The sequence below is a fragment of the Microvirga sp. GN3 genome, from assembly GCF_055792825.1.
Map to the genome: position 1 here is coordinate 47,254 of NZ_JBVVAK010000024.1, position 14,453 is coordinate 61,706.

Below are 14,453 nucleotides of genomic sequence, written 5' to 3' on the forward strand. Positions count from 1 at the left end.
TTAATGTTCGGTACCTCCTCTGCTTTATTGCTGCCTCATTGGCATGACTTTAGGGCACGAGGTGACGTAGCCTCGATAAGGGCTTAGAAAGCAGCAGGCGCAGCTCAAGAGCATTGTTCATGACCAACAGGGTCGAAATTCCTCACTTTCCAAGAGCCGTTGCTCCGCAAGCCGAGCGGCTTGCGGGCACGCAGGAAAGGAGCCACGCCGCGATCGAGAGTGACGCGCGGGGGAACAGTGCCGCGCTGCGGCTGGCGCTCGAGATCGGCCGGCTGGGATCCTGGGAACGCGACCTCGTGACGAACGAGATAACCGCAAATTCAACCTGCAAAGCTCATCTTGGCTTGGCATCCGATGAACTTCTGACCTTTGAAAAGCTGAAGAAATTGCAGCACCCGGGTGATGTCGAGCGGATCAACCAGGCTGTTACCTATGCCCTGGCCACCCGATCCGACTTCAACGTGGAGCATCGCGTCGTCCGTCCCGACGGCTACATCGGTCGTCTCCGCGTGAGAGGCACTCCGATTTTCGAGAATGGCAAGGCAGTCCGCCTAGTCGGCGTCACGCAAGATGTGACCGAGCGGGAGCGTGCCAAGGAAGAGCTCAAGGACATCCAGCGCCGCCAGGACTATCTGTTGAACCTGAACGAGCAACTGCGGAGCTTCAAGGATCCCTTTGCGATCATGGAAGCGACGGCCGAGCGCATCGGCCAGCTCCTGAAGGCGGATTGCGTCGGCTACGGCGAGGTCGACGACAGCCGCGGCGTCGTTCTCGTCGAACGGGAATGGTCCAGGGGCGCGATCAGCAATGAGGGCCGTGCCTACCGCCTGCAGGAATTTCTGCACGGCATGATCGACGATTCGAGGGTGGGACAGACCCTGACCATCGAGGACGTCGCAACCGATCCGCGAACGGGAACCCCTGCCCTCCAGAGCTTCTACAGTACGCTTAACGCCAGGGCCGTTCTCACGGTCCCTCTGCTCAAGGACGGTCACATCACGGCCGTCCTCTATACGATTTCATCCACCCCTCGCTCCTGGTCGGATAGTGATGTATCGCTGGCAGAGGACGTGGCAGAGCGCGCCTGGACAGCCGTTGAGAAGCTGCGCGCTGAACGGAGCCTGCACGAAACCGAGTTCAGGTTTCGCACCTTCACCCGGGCGTTGCCAGGCTTTGCATGGATCGCGACGCCGGAGCTTGAGCTGATCTATTACGTGAACGAGCAGAGCTGGTTTGAATTCTCTGGTCTCTCCCGCGAACAGACGCTCGGTCACGGCTGGCTGTCGATCGTCCACCCGGAAGATCTTGCAAAGATCATGGCTGACGCCAAGAACGCCACATCCGACGTGCTGGAAGCCGAAATGCGCTACCGAGCCGCCGATGGGACCTATCACTGGCACGCCGTGCGGGTTGGATCTCTCTATGGCCCCGACGGCGACTTCAAGGGCAAGATCGGAATGAGCATCAACATCCATAACCTGAAGGAGACGGAAGCGGCCTTGCGCAAGAGCGAGGAGCGCCTGGCTCTGGCGCAGCGCGCAGCGCGGATCGGCGTATTCGACTGGGACGTGGCCAGCGGAGCCATCACCTGGATGCCGGAGCAGGAGAATCTCTTCGGGATCGCGCCCGGCAGCTTCGAAGGAAACTACGAAGGGTGGAGCTCGCGCATCCATCCCGCCGATGTCGCCAAGTTCGAGAAGACCTTTCGCGAGGCCATCGCCCGAGGCGATCACGAACTGGCCTTCGCGCATCGCATTCCGCTGCCGGACAGCACCTTCCGCTATATCGAAGGCAGCATGATGATCTTCTACGGCGAGGATGGCAGCCCATCCCGCATTATCGGCGTCAACATCGATGTGACCAAACATAAGCATGCTGAGCAGCGTCAGCATCTTCTGATCCGGGAACTGCATCACCGGGTCAAGAACACGCTCGCCACCGTCCAGGCCATCGTCGGATCTACCGCCCGCACCGCCTCGAGCATCGACGAGTTCTACCAGGGCTTCGTCGGCCGCATCGTCTCGCTCGCCCGCACCCATAACCTGCTCACCGAGGACCTGTGGCAGAAGGCCGACCTGGAGGAGCTCGTCCAGACCGAGCTCGGCCCCTACGAGGACGAGGCGCGCAACCGCATCACGATCGCAGGGCCGCCGCTCGAGCTGCCGTCGGAGGCGGCGGTGCCGATCGGCATGGCGATCCATGAGCTGACCACCAATGCGGCCAAGCACGGGGCGTTGTCGACCTTCGGCGGCCAGGTCGCGGTGCGCTGGGAGATCCTCGACCGGGAGCGTCCGCTGCTGCATTTCTCCTGGATCGAGAAAGGGGGGCCGCGGGTGAGCACGCCGACACGCCAGGGCTTCGGCACCCGCCTGCTTCAGCGCGTGCTGGCCACGCAGCTGCAGGCTAATGTGTCCATGGATTTCCCTGAGGAGGGACTGCGCTTCTCGATGCAGATGCCGATCCCGACCGAGCCCCCCACCTTCAATCCGGACACGTAAGGCGCCATGCTGCTCGACGCGAAACGCTCTCACCTCATCGTCGTCGACCTCCAGGCGCGCCTCATGCCTGCCATTCATGAAGGCGAGACTACCTTAAGGAATGTGCGGATCCTGCTGGAAGCCGCGAATAGGCTGGGCATTCCCGTTACGGTAACGGAGCAATATCCCAAGGGCCTCGGAGCAACCCTGCCGACGGTGCAGGAGGTGCTGCCGCCTGACGCGGTCACTTTGACCAAAACCACCTTCTCAGCCGCACGCGATCCCGCGATTGCCGAGCGCATTGCGACCCTGCGTGGCAGCGGCCTGAATCAGCTCGTGATCTGCGGAACCGAAGCTCATATCTGCGTGTTGCAGAGCGCTTTGGAGTTCAGAAGCATGGGACTGGATGTCTTTGTGGTTGGGGATGCGGTATCGAGCCGCTCAAGCCACAGTGTCGATGCCGCCTGCGCGCGGCTGCTTCATGCAGGCTGCCATTGGGCGACGACGGAGATGGCTGTCTTCGAATGGATGGGAGAAGCGGCCACGGACGATTTCCGCGCACTGGCTCCCCTCTTCAGATAGAGGACGAGGATTTACCTTCGCCTCCCGCAGCGATGAACTCCTTCAGCTCGTCCAGGGACTGGAAGCGGAACACGCCACTCGGCGTCTGCGCCTCGATCGACCCATCCGAGAACATGACATACTTGTTGTCGCCTGAGTTGTAGGTGCCGACGACGACAGGAGAACGAGACATATTGGCAGCGGTATCGTCTTCCAATTCCGCTTTCTCTTCGACTTCCTCTGTTACGGCAGGTTCGGGCTCCGGCTCACGCTCTGAAACGATCTCAGCAACAGGCTTCGGACGATCGTCACTTTCGTCGAGGTCGCGCGGCTCGGGTTCACGCTCATCCTGGTCGCGATGATAGATGTCGGCACCGTCGATGACACGTGGCTCTTCATCCGCATCGCGCGTCCGCTCCGCCAGGAGGAAGTCGGGCACCTTCATGGCGAGTTCGTCTTCTTCACGGGAGGGTGCCGGGGGCAGGCTGGTTCTGGGCGGGAACGGCACAACCGATTCGGGGGTCCGCGACTCTTCCGGCCATTCGGCAACCTTCACCTCTTCCTTGATCGGCTCCCGCTTGTCCTCTTCCTCGAAGAGCGGAAGCGTAGGTTGCACCTCCTCAGGATGCTCGACCTCCTCGGCCTCGGCGGCCGCCTTTCCGGCTACGAGGCCGCCGGAGAGCGCTGCCAGCGAAAGGCCCTTCGCGGACTTCGGCGTCCCGAGGAGGGCCTCCTCATCGGGGCCGCCCTGGAGTTGCAACAGCCGGGTCTCGATCTTAGCCAGCTTGGAGACCGCGGCGGCGATGCCGAGCAGGAGGGCGCCGCTTGCAGCCATGACGCTGCCGGCAATCACCATCGTCCAGCCACGTTCGACCAGAACGATATCCCATCCGAAAATTACAGCGAGCAGCCCACCAACGATCATCGCAAAAGCGAGGGCCAGAAGAGCGATGATCATGCCGTCTCCATCATACGCAAACCAAAGATAATCAAGGCAAAGCTATGCCTCTATAGGCAAAAGGCAACTGGCTGGGAAGCTTAAGCAGAAAAAAGTCCGCAGCTTGGCCGTTGCTCTCGGGCAGGTCGCGCTTTAACTAACGCTCAGGCGCATCGTGCGGAAAGTGGATCCAGTTCTCCGCATCGGGCGATGCGCAGTCGCAAGAGGGGCATCGGATCGATCCTAAAAGTGGTTTCCACTTTTGGGTCCGATGCTCCAGGTCGCTCAATCCAAAGGAGACGCCGATGTCGTTCACTCTGCCCGAACTGCCTTATGCCTATGATGCCCTGCAGCCCTACATGTCGAAGGAAACCCTGGAGTTTCACCACGACAAACACCATGCAGCTTACGTCAACACCGGCAACAACCTGCTGAAAGGCACGGAATTCGAGGGCAAGAGCGTCGAAGAGGTCGTGAAAGGCTCCTACGGCAAGAATCAGGCCCTCTTCAACAATGCCGGCCAACATTACAACCACATCCACTTCTGGCTGTGGATGAAGCCGAACGGCGGCGGCGCCCTTCCCGGCAAGCTCGAGAAGAAGATCGTCGAGGACCTCGGCTCGGTCGACAAGATGAAGGAGGACTTCATCCAGGCCGGCGTCGGCCAGTTCGGCTCCGGCTGGGCCTGGCTTGCCGTGAAGGACGGCAAGTTCACGATCATGAAGACCCCGAATGGCGAGAACCCCCTCGTGCACGGCGCCCAGCCGATCCTCGGCTGCGACGTGTGGGAGCATTCCTACTACATCGATTACCGCAACCGCCGTCCCGATTATCTCAAAGCGTTCCTCGACAATCTCGTGAACTGGGAACATGTGGAAGAGATGTACGAGAACGCGACGAAGTAAGCACAATAACAGCACGTCAAGCGGGCCTCTTCGGAGGCCCGTTTCATGTCATTTTCCAAAGGACTGCACCGTGGCCGATTTCCTCTTCCGCTCCATTCTGATCGGCGTCGGTGCAACCGCCATCTTCGATCTGTGGGGTTTGCTGCTGAAGCATGTCTTCGGGCTTCCCGGCGCCAACTGGGCTCCTGTCGGGCGTTGGTTTTGCCATCTTGCCGGCGGCAAGGTCTTTCACGACGATATCGCGAAGGCTCCGCCTTTCTCCCATGAGCTGGCAGCCGGCTGGATCGGCCATTACTTCGTCGGGATCCTCTTCGCCGCCATCCTGCTCGCTGTGACGCCCTCCGGCTGGGCGCAGCAGCCCACGCTGGTCCCACCTCTCGTCGTCGGACTCGTCACGGTCGGTGCCGGCTGGTTCCTACTTCAGCCGGGCATGGGTGCGGGCATCGCGGCCTCCAAGCGGCCGAATGCGAACCAGATCAGGATGCTCAACATCGTCGGACACATCGTCTTCGGCCTGGGCCTCTACGCGACCGCGCTTCTCATCCGGTAGAGCATCGGACCCAAAAGTGGAGTCCACTTTTGGGATCGATTCCGATGCTTCCTCTCTTGGCTGGCGCATCATTAAAGGCGGAAAACCGGATCCACTTTTCCGCACGATGCGCTAGGGCATCGGACCCAGAGGGCCGCACGACGCGTATTCAACCACTCCTGCGCTCTCGGAAGCCCGTCTTGCTTTCAGGCCGTCCCGCTCGCTCTCCAGAACTCCGCATTCGGCATATACCCCTCGGGATCCGCGCTGAATTCCGGCCGGATGCGGTCGAGGAAATACATGTCGACCGCGCCGATATGCTTGACCTCCACCTGCCCACGCGGCTCGGTCTGGAACAAGCGTGCCACGTGGTGAAGCGTGCTTGCCGAGATATTCACCCTTCCGGGCTCGCAGGCCTCCTCCAGGCGCTGAGCGACATTCACCGAATTGCCCCAGATATCGTAGGTGAAACGCCGCTGTCCCACGATACCGGCGATCACCGAGCCGGAATTGACCCCGATGCGCAGCTCCCAGGACGGAAGCCGGAGTTTTTCGCGCTGCCGGTTGGCATTATGGATGAAGGCTTGCATCTGCAGAGAGGCTAGGCAGGTATCGATGGCATGGGTGCGATTGGCCTCGGGCAAGCCGCCTGCACAGAGATATGCATCGCCGATCGTCTTGATGGTCTCTAGCCGGTTCCGCTTGGCAATGTCGTCGAACCGCCCGAAATTCTGATCGAGCTGGGCGAGAAGCCGGGCTGGATCGAGGGTTTCCGTCAGAAGCGTGAATTCCTTGAAATCCGCATACAGAATCGTTGTGGCCTCGTGGAAGCGAGGCTCGACGTGACCGCTAGCCTTCAGTTCCTCGGCCACCTTTTGAGGCAGGATATTCCGCAGGAGATCATCGGACTGATCCCTCGCGTGCTCGGCGGATGTCTTGGCCTGCGCCAGCTCCTCCAGGAGTGCGTCACGTTCAATGAGTTGTCGTCGCAGCTCGAGCAGCGCCATCGCCTGCTGCGACAAACGGCGGACGGCCTCGCGCTGGGAGGGGCGCAGCTCATGCGGTTCGAACGCTACGACACAGAGCGTACCCAGGGCATAGCCTTCCCGATTGATGAGCGGCATGCCGCAATAGAAGCGCACATGCGGCTCCTCTGTGACGATGGGCAGATGTTTATAACGTTCATGGGTGGTCAGGTCCGGCACGTAGACGAGATCGTTTGAGTTAAGGGTGGCGTTGCAGACCGTGATCTCGCGCGGGCATTCGGTGTAGTCGGCGGGCAGGCCGTATTTCGATTTCATCCACTGGCGCCGCTCGTCCATCAGGCTGATCAGCGCGACCGGGCAGCCGCACACCTCGGCGGCAAGCTCCGTCACGGCGTCGAAGGCAAATTCCGGCGGCGTATCCATGATCCGGTAGAGGGCGAGTGTCGCCACCCGATCGGTCTCGTTGACGGAGGGCGCATCCTGCATCGTCTCGCTCCCACGGGCCCTTCAGCCCAGCGGACATCGCCCCTGACAGCACGGCCTCGAGGAATAGTTCAGAGTGAACCAACTCAAGGCTCGGATTTCCAGGAAATATAGTCGGTTTTGACCTTAAGACGAGGCTTTCAGGGCCTTGGTCTCATGCAATCTCAGGGCTTAGTCGCAACCCCCGCTGCTCCAGCAATTCGCGAAAAGCGTCCGACTTCAAGTATTTCAGCTCCTCCACCCGGCTTTCCAGAGCGGGATCGAGGGCCCGTAGCTCATCGTCTACGTAGCCCGGATGGCACATGACGAGGGGGCGAGGCCCGAGCTTCGAGAACGCCTCTTCGAAGACCCGAGCGGCCGGAACCGAAAGATCGAGTGGAGCAAAGCCCGAAAAGCCCTTGTTCGTCTGGAAGCCCGCTGCACGGACGCTTCGGGAAAAGCCTCGGGCAAGGGATTTGACGATGAACGCCTTATTGCGCCCGATGGGGCGGCGCAGGATCGCGGTGATTTTGTCCGATGGATCGCGTAGCCAAACGCGCCCGGCATAGCTCCTCGCCTTCAGAGCCTCGATCAGGGCTGGCCTGATCATCGGCAAGACATGGACGTGCTGGTGACCGTCGATAAAGGCCGGAGCCTCACCGAAGACCTCCTCGAAGGCGTCGATCTGGCGGCGGATTTCCTCGGCAATCTCCGCCTGAGGCAATTGCCGTTTCAAGGCCTTCGGCAACAGGTCCTTCAAGGCCGGAAACACTCCCGACGAGGCCAGCCCGGGCATAGGGCTCAAAGGCGATCCTGTGGTCAGATTGAGATGCAATCCGACTATAATCCGATCGCGAAGAGGCATTAGGCTCGGTGCCGCCCGGCGCCAGCCGGGCATATTGGTCATCGCTCCGGTTGCGGACAAACGGCCTATCTCTGCCAGTTCCACGATGCCCCGGCTGACCCCATCGGCAAGGCCGAAATCGTCGGCGCAGAGTATGACGTAACGAAAGGAACCCATGAATGTCCTTAAAATCGGCTTTGCCGCACCCTAATGCTCTTGAGCAATGGCGCAAACTCGGCTCTTGATGCGCCCGACAATCAAGGGTTCTTTCAGTGGCGTCGCCTCAGCTCAGCGTCATCATTCCCGTGCACAACGAGAGCGCGAACATTGCGCCGCTGTGCAGACGGCTACTCCCCATCCTCAACCGGATCACGTCGGTCTGGGAGGTGGTCTTCGTCGATGACGGCAGCCGGGACGATACCCTGGACAGAATCAAGGAGATCAGCCTCGCCGAGCCCCGGGTCGGCGCCGTGTCCTTCAGCCGCAATTTCGGCAAAGAGATCGCCATCGCGGCCGGCCTCGATCACGCCCAGGGCGACGCGGTGGTGATCATGGACGCCGACCTGCAGCATCCGCCGGAGATGATCGAAACCTTCGTGGAGCGCTGGCGGGACGGCTACCTGATGGTCTATGGCCAGCGCACGGACCGGTCCGATGAGACCCACGTCAAGCGCGGCTTCGCTCATCTGTTCTACCAGCTCTTCTCCCGCTTCGGCGAAATCGGCCTGCCCGAAGGGGCGGGCGATTTCCGCCTCATCGACCGCAAGGGCGTCGAGGTGTTGCGGACCTTGGGGGAAAAGGCCCGCTTCTCGAAGGGCCTCTACGCCTGGATCGGCTTCAAGGCCATCGGCGTGCCCTTCGTCGTGGAGGAGCGCCAGTTCGGCACCTCGAAATGGAGCTTCAGGAAGCTCTTCCGCTTCGCCTTCGACGGCATTGCCGCCTTCTCGACCGTGCCGCTACGGATCTGGACCTATATCGGCTTCCTGATCTCGATCCTGTCGATTGCCACCGCCCTGTTCTTCATGATCCGCACGCTCCTGTTCGGCACCGATCTCCCCGGCTTCCCGAGCCTCATCGTCTCGATCATGTTCTTCTCCGGCATCCAGCTCATGTCGCTCGGCATCGTCGGCGAATATGTCGGCCGCATCTTCGCGGAGGTGAAACGGCGACCACTCTATGTGGTGGCCGAGCGGATCGGCGGCGCCGCGGAGGTGTCGAGCGACCTCGTTCCCGATAGCTACCGCATGCGCCGGGTCTGACCGATGTTTCGAAAGATCCTTTCCGTCGGCGGCTGGACGCTTGTTTCGCGCCTCACCGGCTTCATCCGCGACGTGGTGTTGGCTGCCATCATGGGCGCCGGCCCCATCGCCGATGCATTCGTGGTCGCCTCGCGCATCCCCAATCATTTCCGTGCCATCTTCAGCGAGGGCGCCTTCAACAGCGCATTCCTGCCCACCTATGCGCGCGTGCTGGAGCGGGAAGGCGCCGCCCCTGCCCGCTCTTTTGCCAGCCGCATCAGCACCCTGATGCTGATCGTACAAATCGTGCTGCTCGTCCTGGCACTGATCGCCATGCCGGTGGTGGTGACGCTGCTCGCCCCCGGTTTCTCGGACGATCCCGCGAAATTCGATCTCGCGGTGACGCTCACCCGTATCACCTTCCCCTATCTCCTCTTCGTCACCCTGGTGACGATCCTCTCCGCCATCCTCAACGCCCATGAGCGGTTTGCAGCTGCCGCTGCCGTGCCGGTCCTGCTCAACGTCTCCATCGTGGCAGCTTTGGCCATCGCCTTCCTGTTCCCCAATGCCGGTTATGCCGCAGCGTGGGGTGTCACGGTCGCGGGCGTGCTCGAATTGCTGCTGGTCTGGGTCTCAGCAAAGCGGCTCGGCGTAGCGCCGGAGATCGAAGCGCCACGCTTCGACCCGGCCATGAAGCATTTCTTCAAGGTTCTGGGGCCTGCCGTGATCGGCTCGGCGGGCGTGCAGCTTGCGATGTTTGCCGACACGATCATCGCCTCCTTCCTGCCGACAGGCGCGGTGGCCTCGCTCTATTATGCCGACCGCATCTATCAGCTGCCGCTCGGCGTCATCGGCATCGCGGCCGGAACCGTGCTGCTGCCGGAGATGAGCCGCCGGATCGCGGTAGGCGATGTGGCGGGCGCCCATGGTGCCCAGAACCGGGCGGTGGGCCTGACGCTGGCGCTCGCGGCGCCGTTCGTCGTGGCCTTCGTGACCATGCCCGACCTCATCATGTCGGCTCTGTTCCAGCGCGGCGCGTTCGATGCCGTCGCGGCCCAGCGCTCCGGTGCGGTACTCGCGGCCTATGCCATCGGCCTGCCCGCAGCCGTTCTCATCCGCTCGGCCGTGGCGAGCTTCTATTCGCGCTCGGATACGGTGACGCCGCTTATCGCCTCGCTTACGGCGGTTGCCGTCAACGTGGCCCTGAAGATCGTCCTGACCGGACCCTACGGCGTCGTGGGCCTGTCGCTGGCCACCGCCATCGGCATCTGGGTCAATCTCGGCCTCCTCGTGCTCCTCGCCATGCGCAAGGACTGGATGAACCCGAGCAACACCCTCGGCCGCACCTCCGCCGCGGTGGCCGTGGCGAGCCTGCTGCTTGCTGCCTTCGCCTGGTTCGCGCCCGAGCCTCTCGCAGAGTGGACCGCCATGCTCCCTGTCTGGCGCAACGAAATCCTGCTCGCGGTTCTCGGAGGTACTGGTGCGCTGATCTATGGCGGTGCGCTCTTCGCGGGACTCAAGGCGTTGGGAGTTCGATTGTCCCGCCGCTGATCGAGATTCCCAAGGTCCGAGATTTCTTCGGGAACCTTCTTGCCGAGGATCCATCCAATCGGATGTGCCGGGATATGCCGGTCCAGCGCATCGTGCGGAAAAGTGGATCCGGTTTTCCGCGCTCGGCGATGCGCTCACTAAGGAATGGAGCATCGATGGGTCCCAAAAGTGCAAATCCACTTCGGGTCCGATGCTCTAGAGAGGATGACACCATGATCTTGCGCTTCGCCGTTGCTGCGATTGGAATTGCCGCGCTCGCCATGCCGGCTTTGGCCGCCGACCAGGTCGAGAAGGCTCCGCCGTCAGGCGCCTACAAGAAGGTGAGCGAACTCGTGAAGCTGCCCGATTTCCTGCCGGGATTAGGTCAGCTCTATGTCGACCCCAAGACCCTGCCTGCCGGTCCGTTCCTCGCCTATGACCGCGAGGGAAAGCTCGTCAGCACGGTCTACATGCTCCCCGTTGAGGACCTCACCAACAAGGACAAGCGCTTCGAAGATCTCGCCGCGCCCGGCGGCAAGGTCGACCATGTGGATGTCTATTTCAATGCCGGGCATCCCGGTGTCGAGAAGCCCCATGCCCATGTCGTCCTATGGCATGTGCCGAAGGCCGATGAGACGCGGGTGGCGGCAAAGTGATGCCCTCGCGACGGCATGTCCTGCAGATCGGCGGGGGTATCCTCGCCGGTCTGGCATCGCCCCGCCTGCTCTTCGCGAGTGAACCGGTCGAGATCAGAATGCAGGGCAAGGCAGACGGCTCCCATGTGTGGTTCAATCCCATCGGCCTGCACGTCGAACCGGGCCAGACGATCCGCTGGATCAACCTGGATCCGGGAAACTCGCATACGGCTACGGCCTATCATCCGAAGAACTTCGATCACCCGCTCCGCATGCCTGAAGGGGCTGAGCCCTGGAACTCGGATTATCTTCTTCCCAGTGAGACCTTTGCAGTCACGCTTAAAGTGGAAGGCGTGTATGATTTCTTCTGCATCCCTCACGAGCATGCCGGAATGGTCGGGCGGATCATCGTGGGGCGTCCTGGCAGCCCTCCTCCGGGCGGGTCCGTAGCACAGGCGCTCCCGGACCTTGCTTTGCAGGCGTTCCCATCGGTTGACGAGATCATGCAGCGAGGCATCGTTCGCCGAACATGAATGCGGTCCGTATCATTTGGGAACCTTTGGGACGCCCGACCATCTAACGGCAAGACGCAGGAGATAGGTGATGCAACCGAGGTTCGTCGTAAAGCCTCAGCTGGACAACCTGGATGACCTGGCCCTGGTCGAGAGGGCCCGGTGCAGGGACGGTGCGGCCCTCCGTCTGATCATGGAGCGCCACAATCGGCAGCTCTATCGGATAGCGCGCAGTGTCCTCGGCGACGATGCCGAGGCCGAGGATGTCGTTCAGGAAGCCTATTTTCGCGCCTTTACCCATCTGGATGGCTTCCGTGGTGAAGCGCGCCTTGCGACCTGGCTCACGCGGATCGCACTCAACGAGGCGCTGGAGCGTCTCCGGAAGCGACGTCCCTCTGTCGAATTGAAGCATATCGACACGATCGACGAACAAGGAGAGGCCCGTGTGATCTACCTGCCCTCGGCCCGTCAGGAAGGGGACCCCGAAGCCGCCGCTGCCCGCGCTGAAGTCCGCCGCCTGATCGAAAGGGCCGTGGATCAGTTGCCGGATGCTTTCCGTGTCGTCTTCGTTCTTCGCGATATCGAGGAAATGAGCGTCGAGGCAACCGCATCTCATGTCGGCCTGCGCCCCGAGACAGTGAAGACGAGGCTTCACCGTGCCCGTCGCCTCCTGCGGCAGAGCCTCGATCGGACACTTTCGAACGCTCTCACCGACGCGTTTCCTTTCGCCGGCGCCCGGTGCGCAAGGATCACGCAAGCCGTGTTGGATCGATTGGAGGTAGCGGAGCCCTGATTGCGTGCAGTCAGGCTCAAGCTGTCCAGGAGCTGAGTGAGGCGAAGGTAAAGAGCTCCCGTTCCACTGCGATGCCCCGCAATCGGTGACGGCCGAGGGAGCGGACGGGAACCGGACTCACTGAGGCGACGCTGTCGGACAGAATGGCTGAGCAGTCGAGGCTGTTGCAGAGCGCCTCCATGCGACTGACCTCGTTCACGGCCGGGCCGATCACCGTGAAATCGAGGCGGCCGGCCGCGCCGATATTTCCGTAGAACACATCTCCGCAATGGAGCGCGATATCAAGGCTGAGCGGCGTCTCGTGGGCATGGAGGCGGTTGACGGTAGCGTTGCGATCGAGCGCGGCTTGCGCCGCACGAATGGCAGCCGCGCAGGCCTGCTCGCGGGAGCGTTCCTCCGTGATCGGAAATGCCGCCAGAACGCCGTCGCCCATGAACTTGAGCACTTCCCCGCCCTGCTCCGCCACGGGGTCCGCCATGGCTTCGAGATGCTGGTCGAGCCGTGCGATCAGGTCCAAGCCAGCCGTATCGGCCAGGGTGGTGAAGCCGCGCAGATCCGCGAACAGAAGCGCGGCAGTGATGGTCGTGCCAAACCCGCGCCGGATCTCGCCGCTCAGGACCCGTCGGCCGGCGGAGAGCCCCACATAGGTGTCGAGCATCGCAACCGTGAGGTCAAAGAGCGTCATGCGATAAGCTGCCAAGCCCAGCAGGGGCAGAAGCGAATCGATCCGAGCGATTTCCTCCGGTCGGAATCCCTCGGGACGAGAGCTGGAGAAGGAGATCCCGATGCCCCGGAGATCCGGAGCGCTGGTGTTCTCGAAACTGAACAGGCGTGCCAGATAATCCGTCCCGCCTTCTCGCCTCACATCGTCGAAAACATCGAATTGCCGGGCCTCTGGATCATCGACCAGCCAATAGCAGCTCGTCTGCTCGGTCTGCATCATGTAGGCGAAGGGGCTTCGGTCGAAGGCAAGAGCGTTGCGCTCGTGAGAGACGCCCTCGACGATCATGCCGGCCGAGCGGGTCCAGACATGAGTATAGACGCGGATTGTCGGATTGACGGTCGGCAGGGCGACATAGGACCGGACCAGCGGCATACCCTCGGCGACCAACTGCTCGGTGAGGCCGGCGAGCAGCGATCCGACATCCGTGCCCCGCAGTCCCTGTTCGATGATCCAATCTTCGAGATTCGCCATGGGCTCACCTTACCATCCTGCTCCAGGATGTCTTCAAGCCCCGGCTTAGGGGTCAGCGGCTAGCATGGCGCAAGGCTCCGCCCGTTCCGGCGATTTCCGTCAGGAGCTTGCGGCGGGCGGCCACCGCGAAGGGCCGCGTCTCGTCGGCGATCTCGACAAAAGAACCGGGACCGCCGATGACGCTCTCGCCGTAATAATCCTCGAGCGACATCCCCCCAGGCCCGCCCGGCCGTCCGCTGCCGGGGCGGCGGATGGCAAGGGCATTGATGGTGAAACCTTTGGCAAGCGCATCCGCCCTCGCCTGCTCCAGCGACCGGCCGTTCATGTTGGGACCATCGCCGGACACATCGATGATCTTGCGCGTTCCCTCATGGGCGTTGGTCTCCACGAGACGGACGGAGAAGTCGATGGCGTTCGAGATGGAGTTGTAGCCATAGGCGCCGCGCGGCGCGCTCATGAGCTTGTCGGCAAAGACCCGCGCGCTCGCCTCGTCACGGATCACATGCCAGTCGACGATGAGCACCTGCGAGCTCGGCCCGCCCCATTCCATGAAGGCAACGGCAATCGCACCGATGTGGCCGTCCTTGACACCGTTCAGCACGTCCTGGCTCATGAGCGCATCGGCCCAGCCCTGGCGCTGGAGGCGTAATTCGGCGTCGTCGATAGAACCTGAGCCGTCGGCCGCAAAGACCAGTTCCAGATCAACCGATTCCGCAACGGCCGGAGCCGTGAGCAGGCTGAAGGCAAATAAGCTATTCAGAACAAATCGCATCGATGGCTCCGGCTTTGGGCACAATGCTGGAGCCATTTAGGGTTTTCTCAAGGAGGTTTGTCCCTCCCGACGATCAC

Annotated in this window: 14 protein-coding genes; 9 read left to right on the forward strand and 5 right to left on the reverse strand. The window is 62.0% G+C overall.

The window, feature by feature from the left end:
- Nucleotides 1-119 precede the first annotated feature (119 nt).
- Together ACS5Q1_RS13995 and ACS5Q1_RS14000 are read left to right on the forward strand one after the other, a co-directional pair.
- A complete protein-coding gene (locus ACS5Q1_RS13995) occupies nt 120-2,498 on the forward strand; it encodes a PAS domain-containing protein (RefSeq protein WP_473098767.1) in 2,379 nt (792 codons plus the stop codon).
- 6 nt (nt 2,499-2,504) lie between these two features.
- A complete protein-coding gene (locus ACS5Q1_RS14000; RefSeq protein WP_473098768.1) occupies nt 2,505-3,059 on the forward strand; it encodes an isochorismatase family protein in 555 nt (184 codons plus the stop codon).
- Here the strand turns inward: ACS5Q1_RS14000 and ACS5Q1_RS14005 are convergent.
- Nucleotides 3,052-3,996: a hypothetical protein gene (locus tag ACS5Q1_RS14005; RefSeq protein WP_473098769.1), complete on the reverse strand. Its 945-nt coding sequence runs from the start codon at nt 3,994-3,996 to the stop codon at nt 3,052-3,054. The genes ACS5Q1_RS14000 and ACS5Q1_RS14005 overlap by 8 nt on opposite strands.
- Nucleotides 3,997-4,280: 284 nt before the next feature.
- Here ACS5Q1_RS14005 and ACS5Q1_RS14010 point away from each other — a divergent pair, with 284 nt between their 5' ends.
- Nucleotides 4,281-4,880 carry a superoxide dismutase gene (locus tag ACS5Q1_RS14010; protein ID WP_473098770.1) on the forward strand — a complete coding sequence of 200 codons (600 nt, stop codon included), beginning with the start codon at nt 4,281-4,283 and terminating at the stop codon, nt 4,878-4,880.
- Nucleotides 4,881-4,950: 70 nt separating this feature from the next.
- Nucleotides 4,951-5,430, forward strand: coding sequence for a DUF2938 domain-containing protein (locus tag ACS5Q1_RS14015; protein ID WP_203440462.1), 480 nt, complete (start codon nt 4,951-4,953; stop codon nt 5,428-5,430).
- Between the two features lie 185 nt (nt 5,431-5,615).
- Here the strand turns inward: ACS5Q1_RS14015 and ACS5Q1_RS14020 are convergent, their stop codons facing one another.
- Complete coding sequence (locus tag ACS5Q1_RS14020) at nt 5,616-6,881, reverse strand: adenylate/guanylate cyclase domain-containing protein (RefSeq protein WP_473098771.1); 1,266 nt, start codon at nt 6,879-6,881, stop codon at nt 5,616-5,618.
- Between the two features lie 151 nt (nt 6,882-7,032).
- Nucleotides 7,033-7,878, reverse strand: a complete 846-nt coding sequence (locus ACS5Q1_RS14025) for a ChbG/HpnK family deacetylase (RefSeq protein ID WP_473098772.1) — start codon at nt 7,876-7,878, stop codon at nt 7,033-7,035.
- Nucleotides 7,879-7,973: 95 nt separating this feature from the next.
- Here ACS5Q1_RS14025 and ACS5Q1_RS14030 point away from each other — a divergent pair, with 95 nt between their 5' ends.
- From ACS5Q1_RS14030 to ACS5Q1_RS14050, 5 genes are all read left to right on the forward strand, one after another.
- On the forward strand, nt 7,974-8,960 hold the full coding sequence (locus ACS5Q1_RS14030) for a glycosyltransferase family 2 protein (RefSeq protein ID WP_473098773.1): 987 nt from the start codon (nt 7,974-7,976) through the stop codon (nt 8,958-8,960).
- A gap of 3 nt (nt 8,961-8,963) precedes the next feature.
- The gene (murJ, locus tag ACS5Q1_RS14035) at nt 8,964-10,490 is read left to right on the forward strand and encodes a murein biosynthesis integral membrane protein MurJ (RefSeq protein ID WP_473098774.1); all 1,527 of its coding nucleotides are present in this window, start codon (nt 8,964-8,966) and stop codon (nt 10,488-10,490) included.
- A gap of 212 nt (nt 10,491-10,702) precedes the next feature.
- Complete coding sequence (locus ACS5Q1_RS14040; protein ID WP_473098775.1) at nt 10,703-11,125, forward strand: DUF5602 domain-containing protein; 423 nt, start codon at nt 10,703-10,705, stop codon at nt 11,123-11,125.
- Complete coding sequence (locus ACS5Q1_RS14045) at nt 11,125-11,637, forward strand: plastocyanin/azurin family copper-binding protein (RefSeq protein ID WP_473098776.1); 513 nt, start codon at nt 11,125-11,127, stop codon at nt 11,635-11,637. Before ACS5Q1_RS14040 ends, ACS5Q1_RS14045 begins: the two co-directional genes overlap by 1 nt.
- A 70-nt stretch (nt 11,638-11,707) precedes the next feature.
- Nucleotides 11,708-12,409 (forward strand): RNA polymerase sigma factor, encoded by a 702-nt coding sequence (locus tag ACS5Q1_RS14050; protein ID WP_473098777.1) that lies wholly within the window; start codon nt 11,708-11,710, stop codon nt 12,407-12,409.
- Between the two features lie 16 nt (nt 12,410-12,425).
- Here the strand turns inward: ACS5Q1_RS14050 and ACS5Q1_RS14055 are convergent, their stop codons facing one another.
- Together ACS5Q1_RS14055 and ACS5Q1_RS14060 are read right to left on the reverse strand one after the other, a co-directional pair.
- Nucleotides 12,426-13,604 (reverse strand): adenylate/guanylate cyclase domain-containing protein, encoded by a 1,179-nt coding sequence (locus ACS5Q1_RS14055; protein ID WP_473098778.1) that lies wholly within the window; start codon nt 13,602-13,604, stop codon nt 12,426-12,428.
- Between the two features lie 52 nt (nt 13,605-13,656).
- Nucleotides 13,657-14,376: a DUF1194 domain-containing protein gene (locus ACS5Q1_RS14060; RefSeq protein WP_473098779.1), complete on the reverse strand. Its 720-nt coding sequence runs from the start codon at nt 14,374-14,376 to the stop codon at nt 13,657-13,659.
- Nucleotides 14,377-14,453: the final 77 nt, after the last annotated feature.

What these genes read in the sequence shown, in the direction of transcription:
- ACS5Q1_RS13995 (WP_473098767.1), top strand. Translation starts at nt 120, where the DNA reads ATGACCAACAGGGTCGAAATTCCTCACTTTCCAAGAGCCGTTGCTCCG.
- ACS5Q1_RS14000 (WP_473098768.1), top strand. Translation starts at nt 2,505, where the DNA reads ATGCTGCTCGACGCGAAACGCTCTCACCTCATCGTCGTCGACCTCCAG.
- ACS5Q1_RS14005 (WP_473098769.1), bottom strand. Translation starts at nt 3,996, where the DNA reads ATGATCATCGCTCTTCTGGCCCTCGCTTTTGCGATGATCGTTGGTGGG.
- ACS5Q1_RS14010 (WP_473098770.1), top strand. Translation starts at nt 4,281, where the DNA reads ATGTCGTTCACTCTGCCCGAACTGCCTTATGCCTATGATGCCCTGCAG.
- ACS5Q1_RS14020 (WP_473098771.1), bottom strand. Translation starts at nt 6,881, where the DNA reads ATGCAGGATGCGCCCTCCGTCAACGAGACCGATCGGGTGGCGACACTC.
- ACS5Q1_RS14025 (WP_473098772.1), bottom strand. Translation starts at nt 7,878, where the DNA reads ATGGGTTCCTTTCGTTACGTCATACTCTGCGCCGACGATTTCGGCCTT.
- murJ (WP_473098774.1), top strand. Translation starts at nt 8,964, where the DNA reads ATGTTTCGAAAGATCCTTTCCGTCGGCGGCTGGACGCTTGTTTCGCGC.
- ACS5Q1_RS14040 (WP_473098775.1), top strand. Translation starts at nt 10,703, where the DNA reads ATGATCTTGCGCTTCGCCGTTGCTGCGATTGGAATTGCCGCGCTCGCC.
- ACS5Q1_RS14045 (WP_473098776.1), top strand. Translation starts at nt 11,125, where the DNA reads ATGCCCTCGCGACGGCATGTCCTGCAGATCGGCGGGGGTATCCTCGCC.
- ACS5Q1_RS14050 (WP_473098777.1), top strand. Translation starts at nt 11,708, where the DNA reads ATGCAACCGAGGTTCGTCGTAAAGCCTCAGCTGGACAACCTGGATGAC.
- ACS5Q1_RS14055 (WP_473098778.1), bottom strand. Translation starts at nt 13,604, where the DNA reads ATGGCGAATCTCGAAGATTGGATCATCGAACAGGGACTGCGGGGCACG.
- ACS5Q1_RS14060 (WP_473098779.1), bottom strand. Translation starts at nt 14,376, where the DNA reads ATGCGATTTGTTCTGAATAGCTTATTTGCCTTCAGCCTGCTCACGGCT.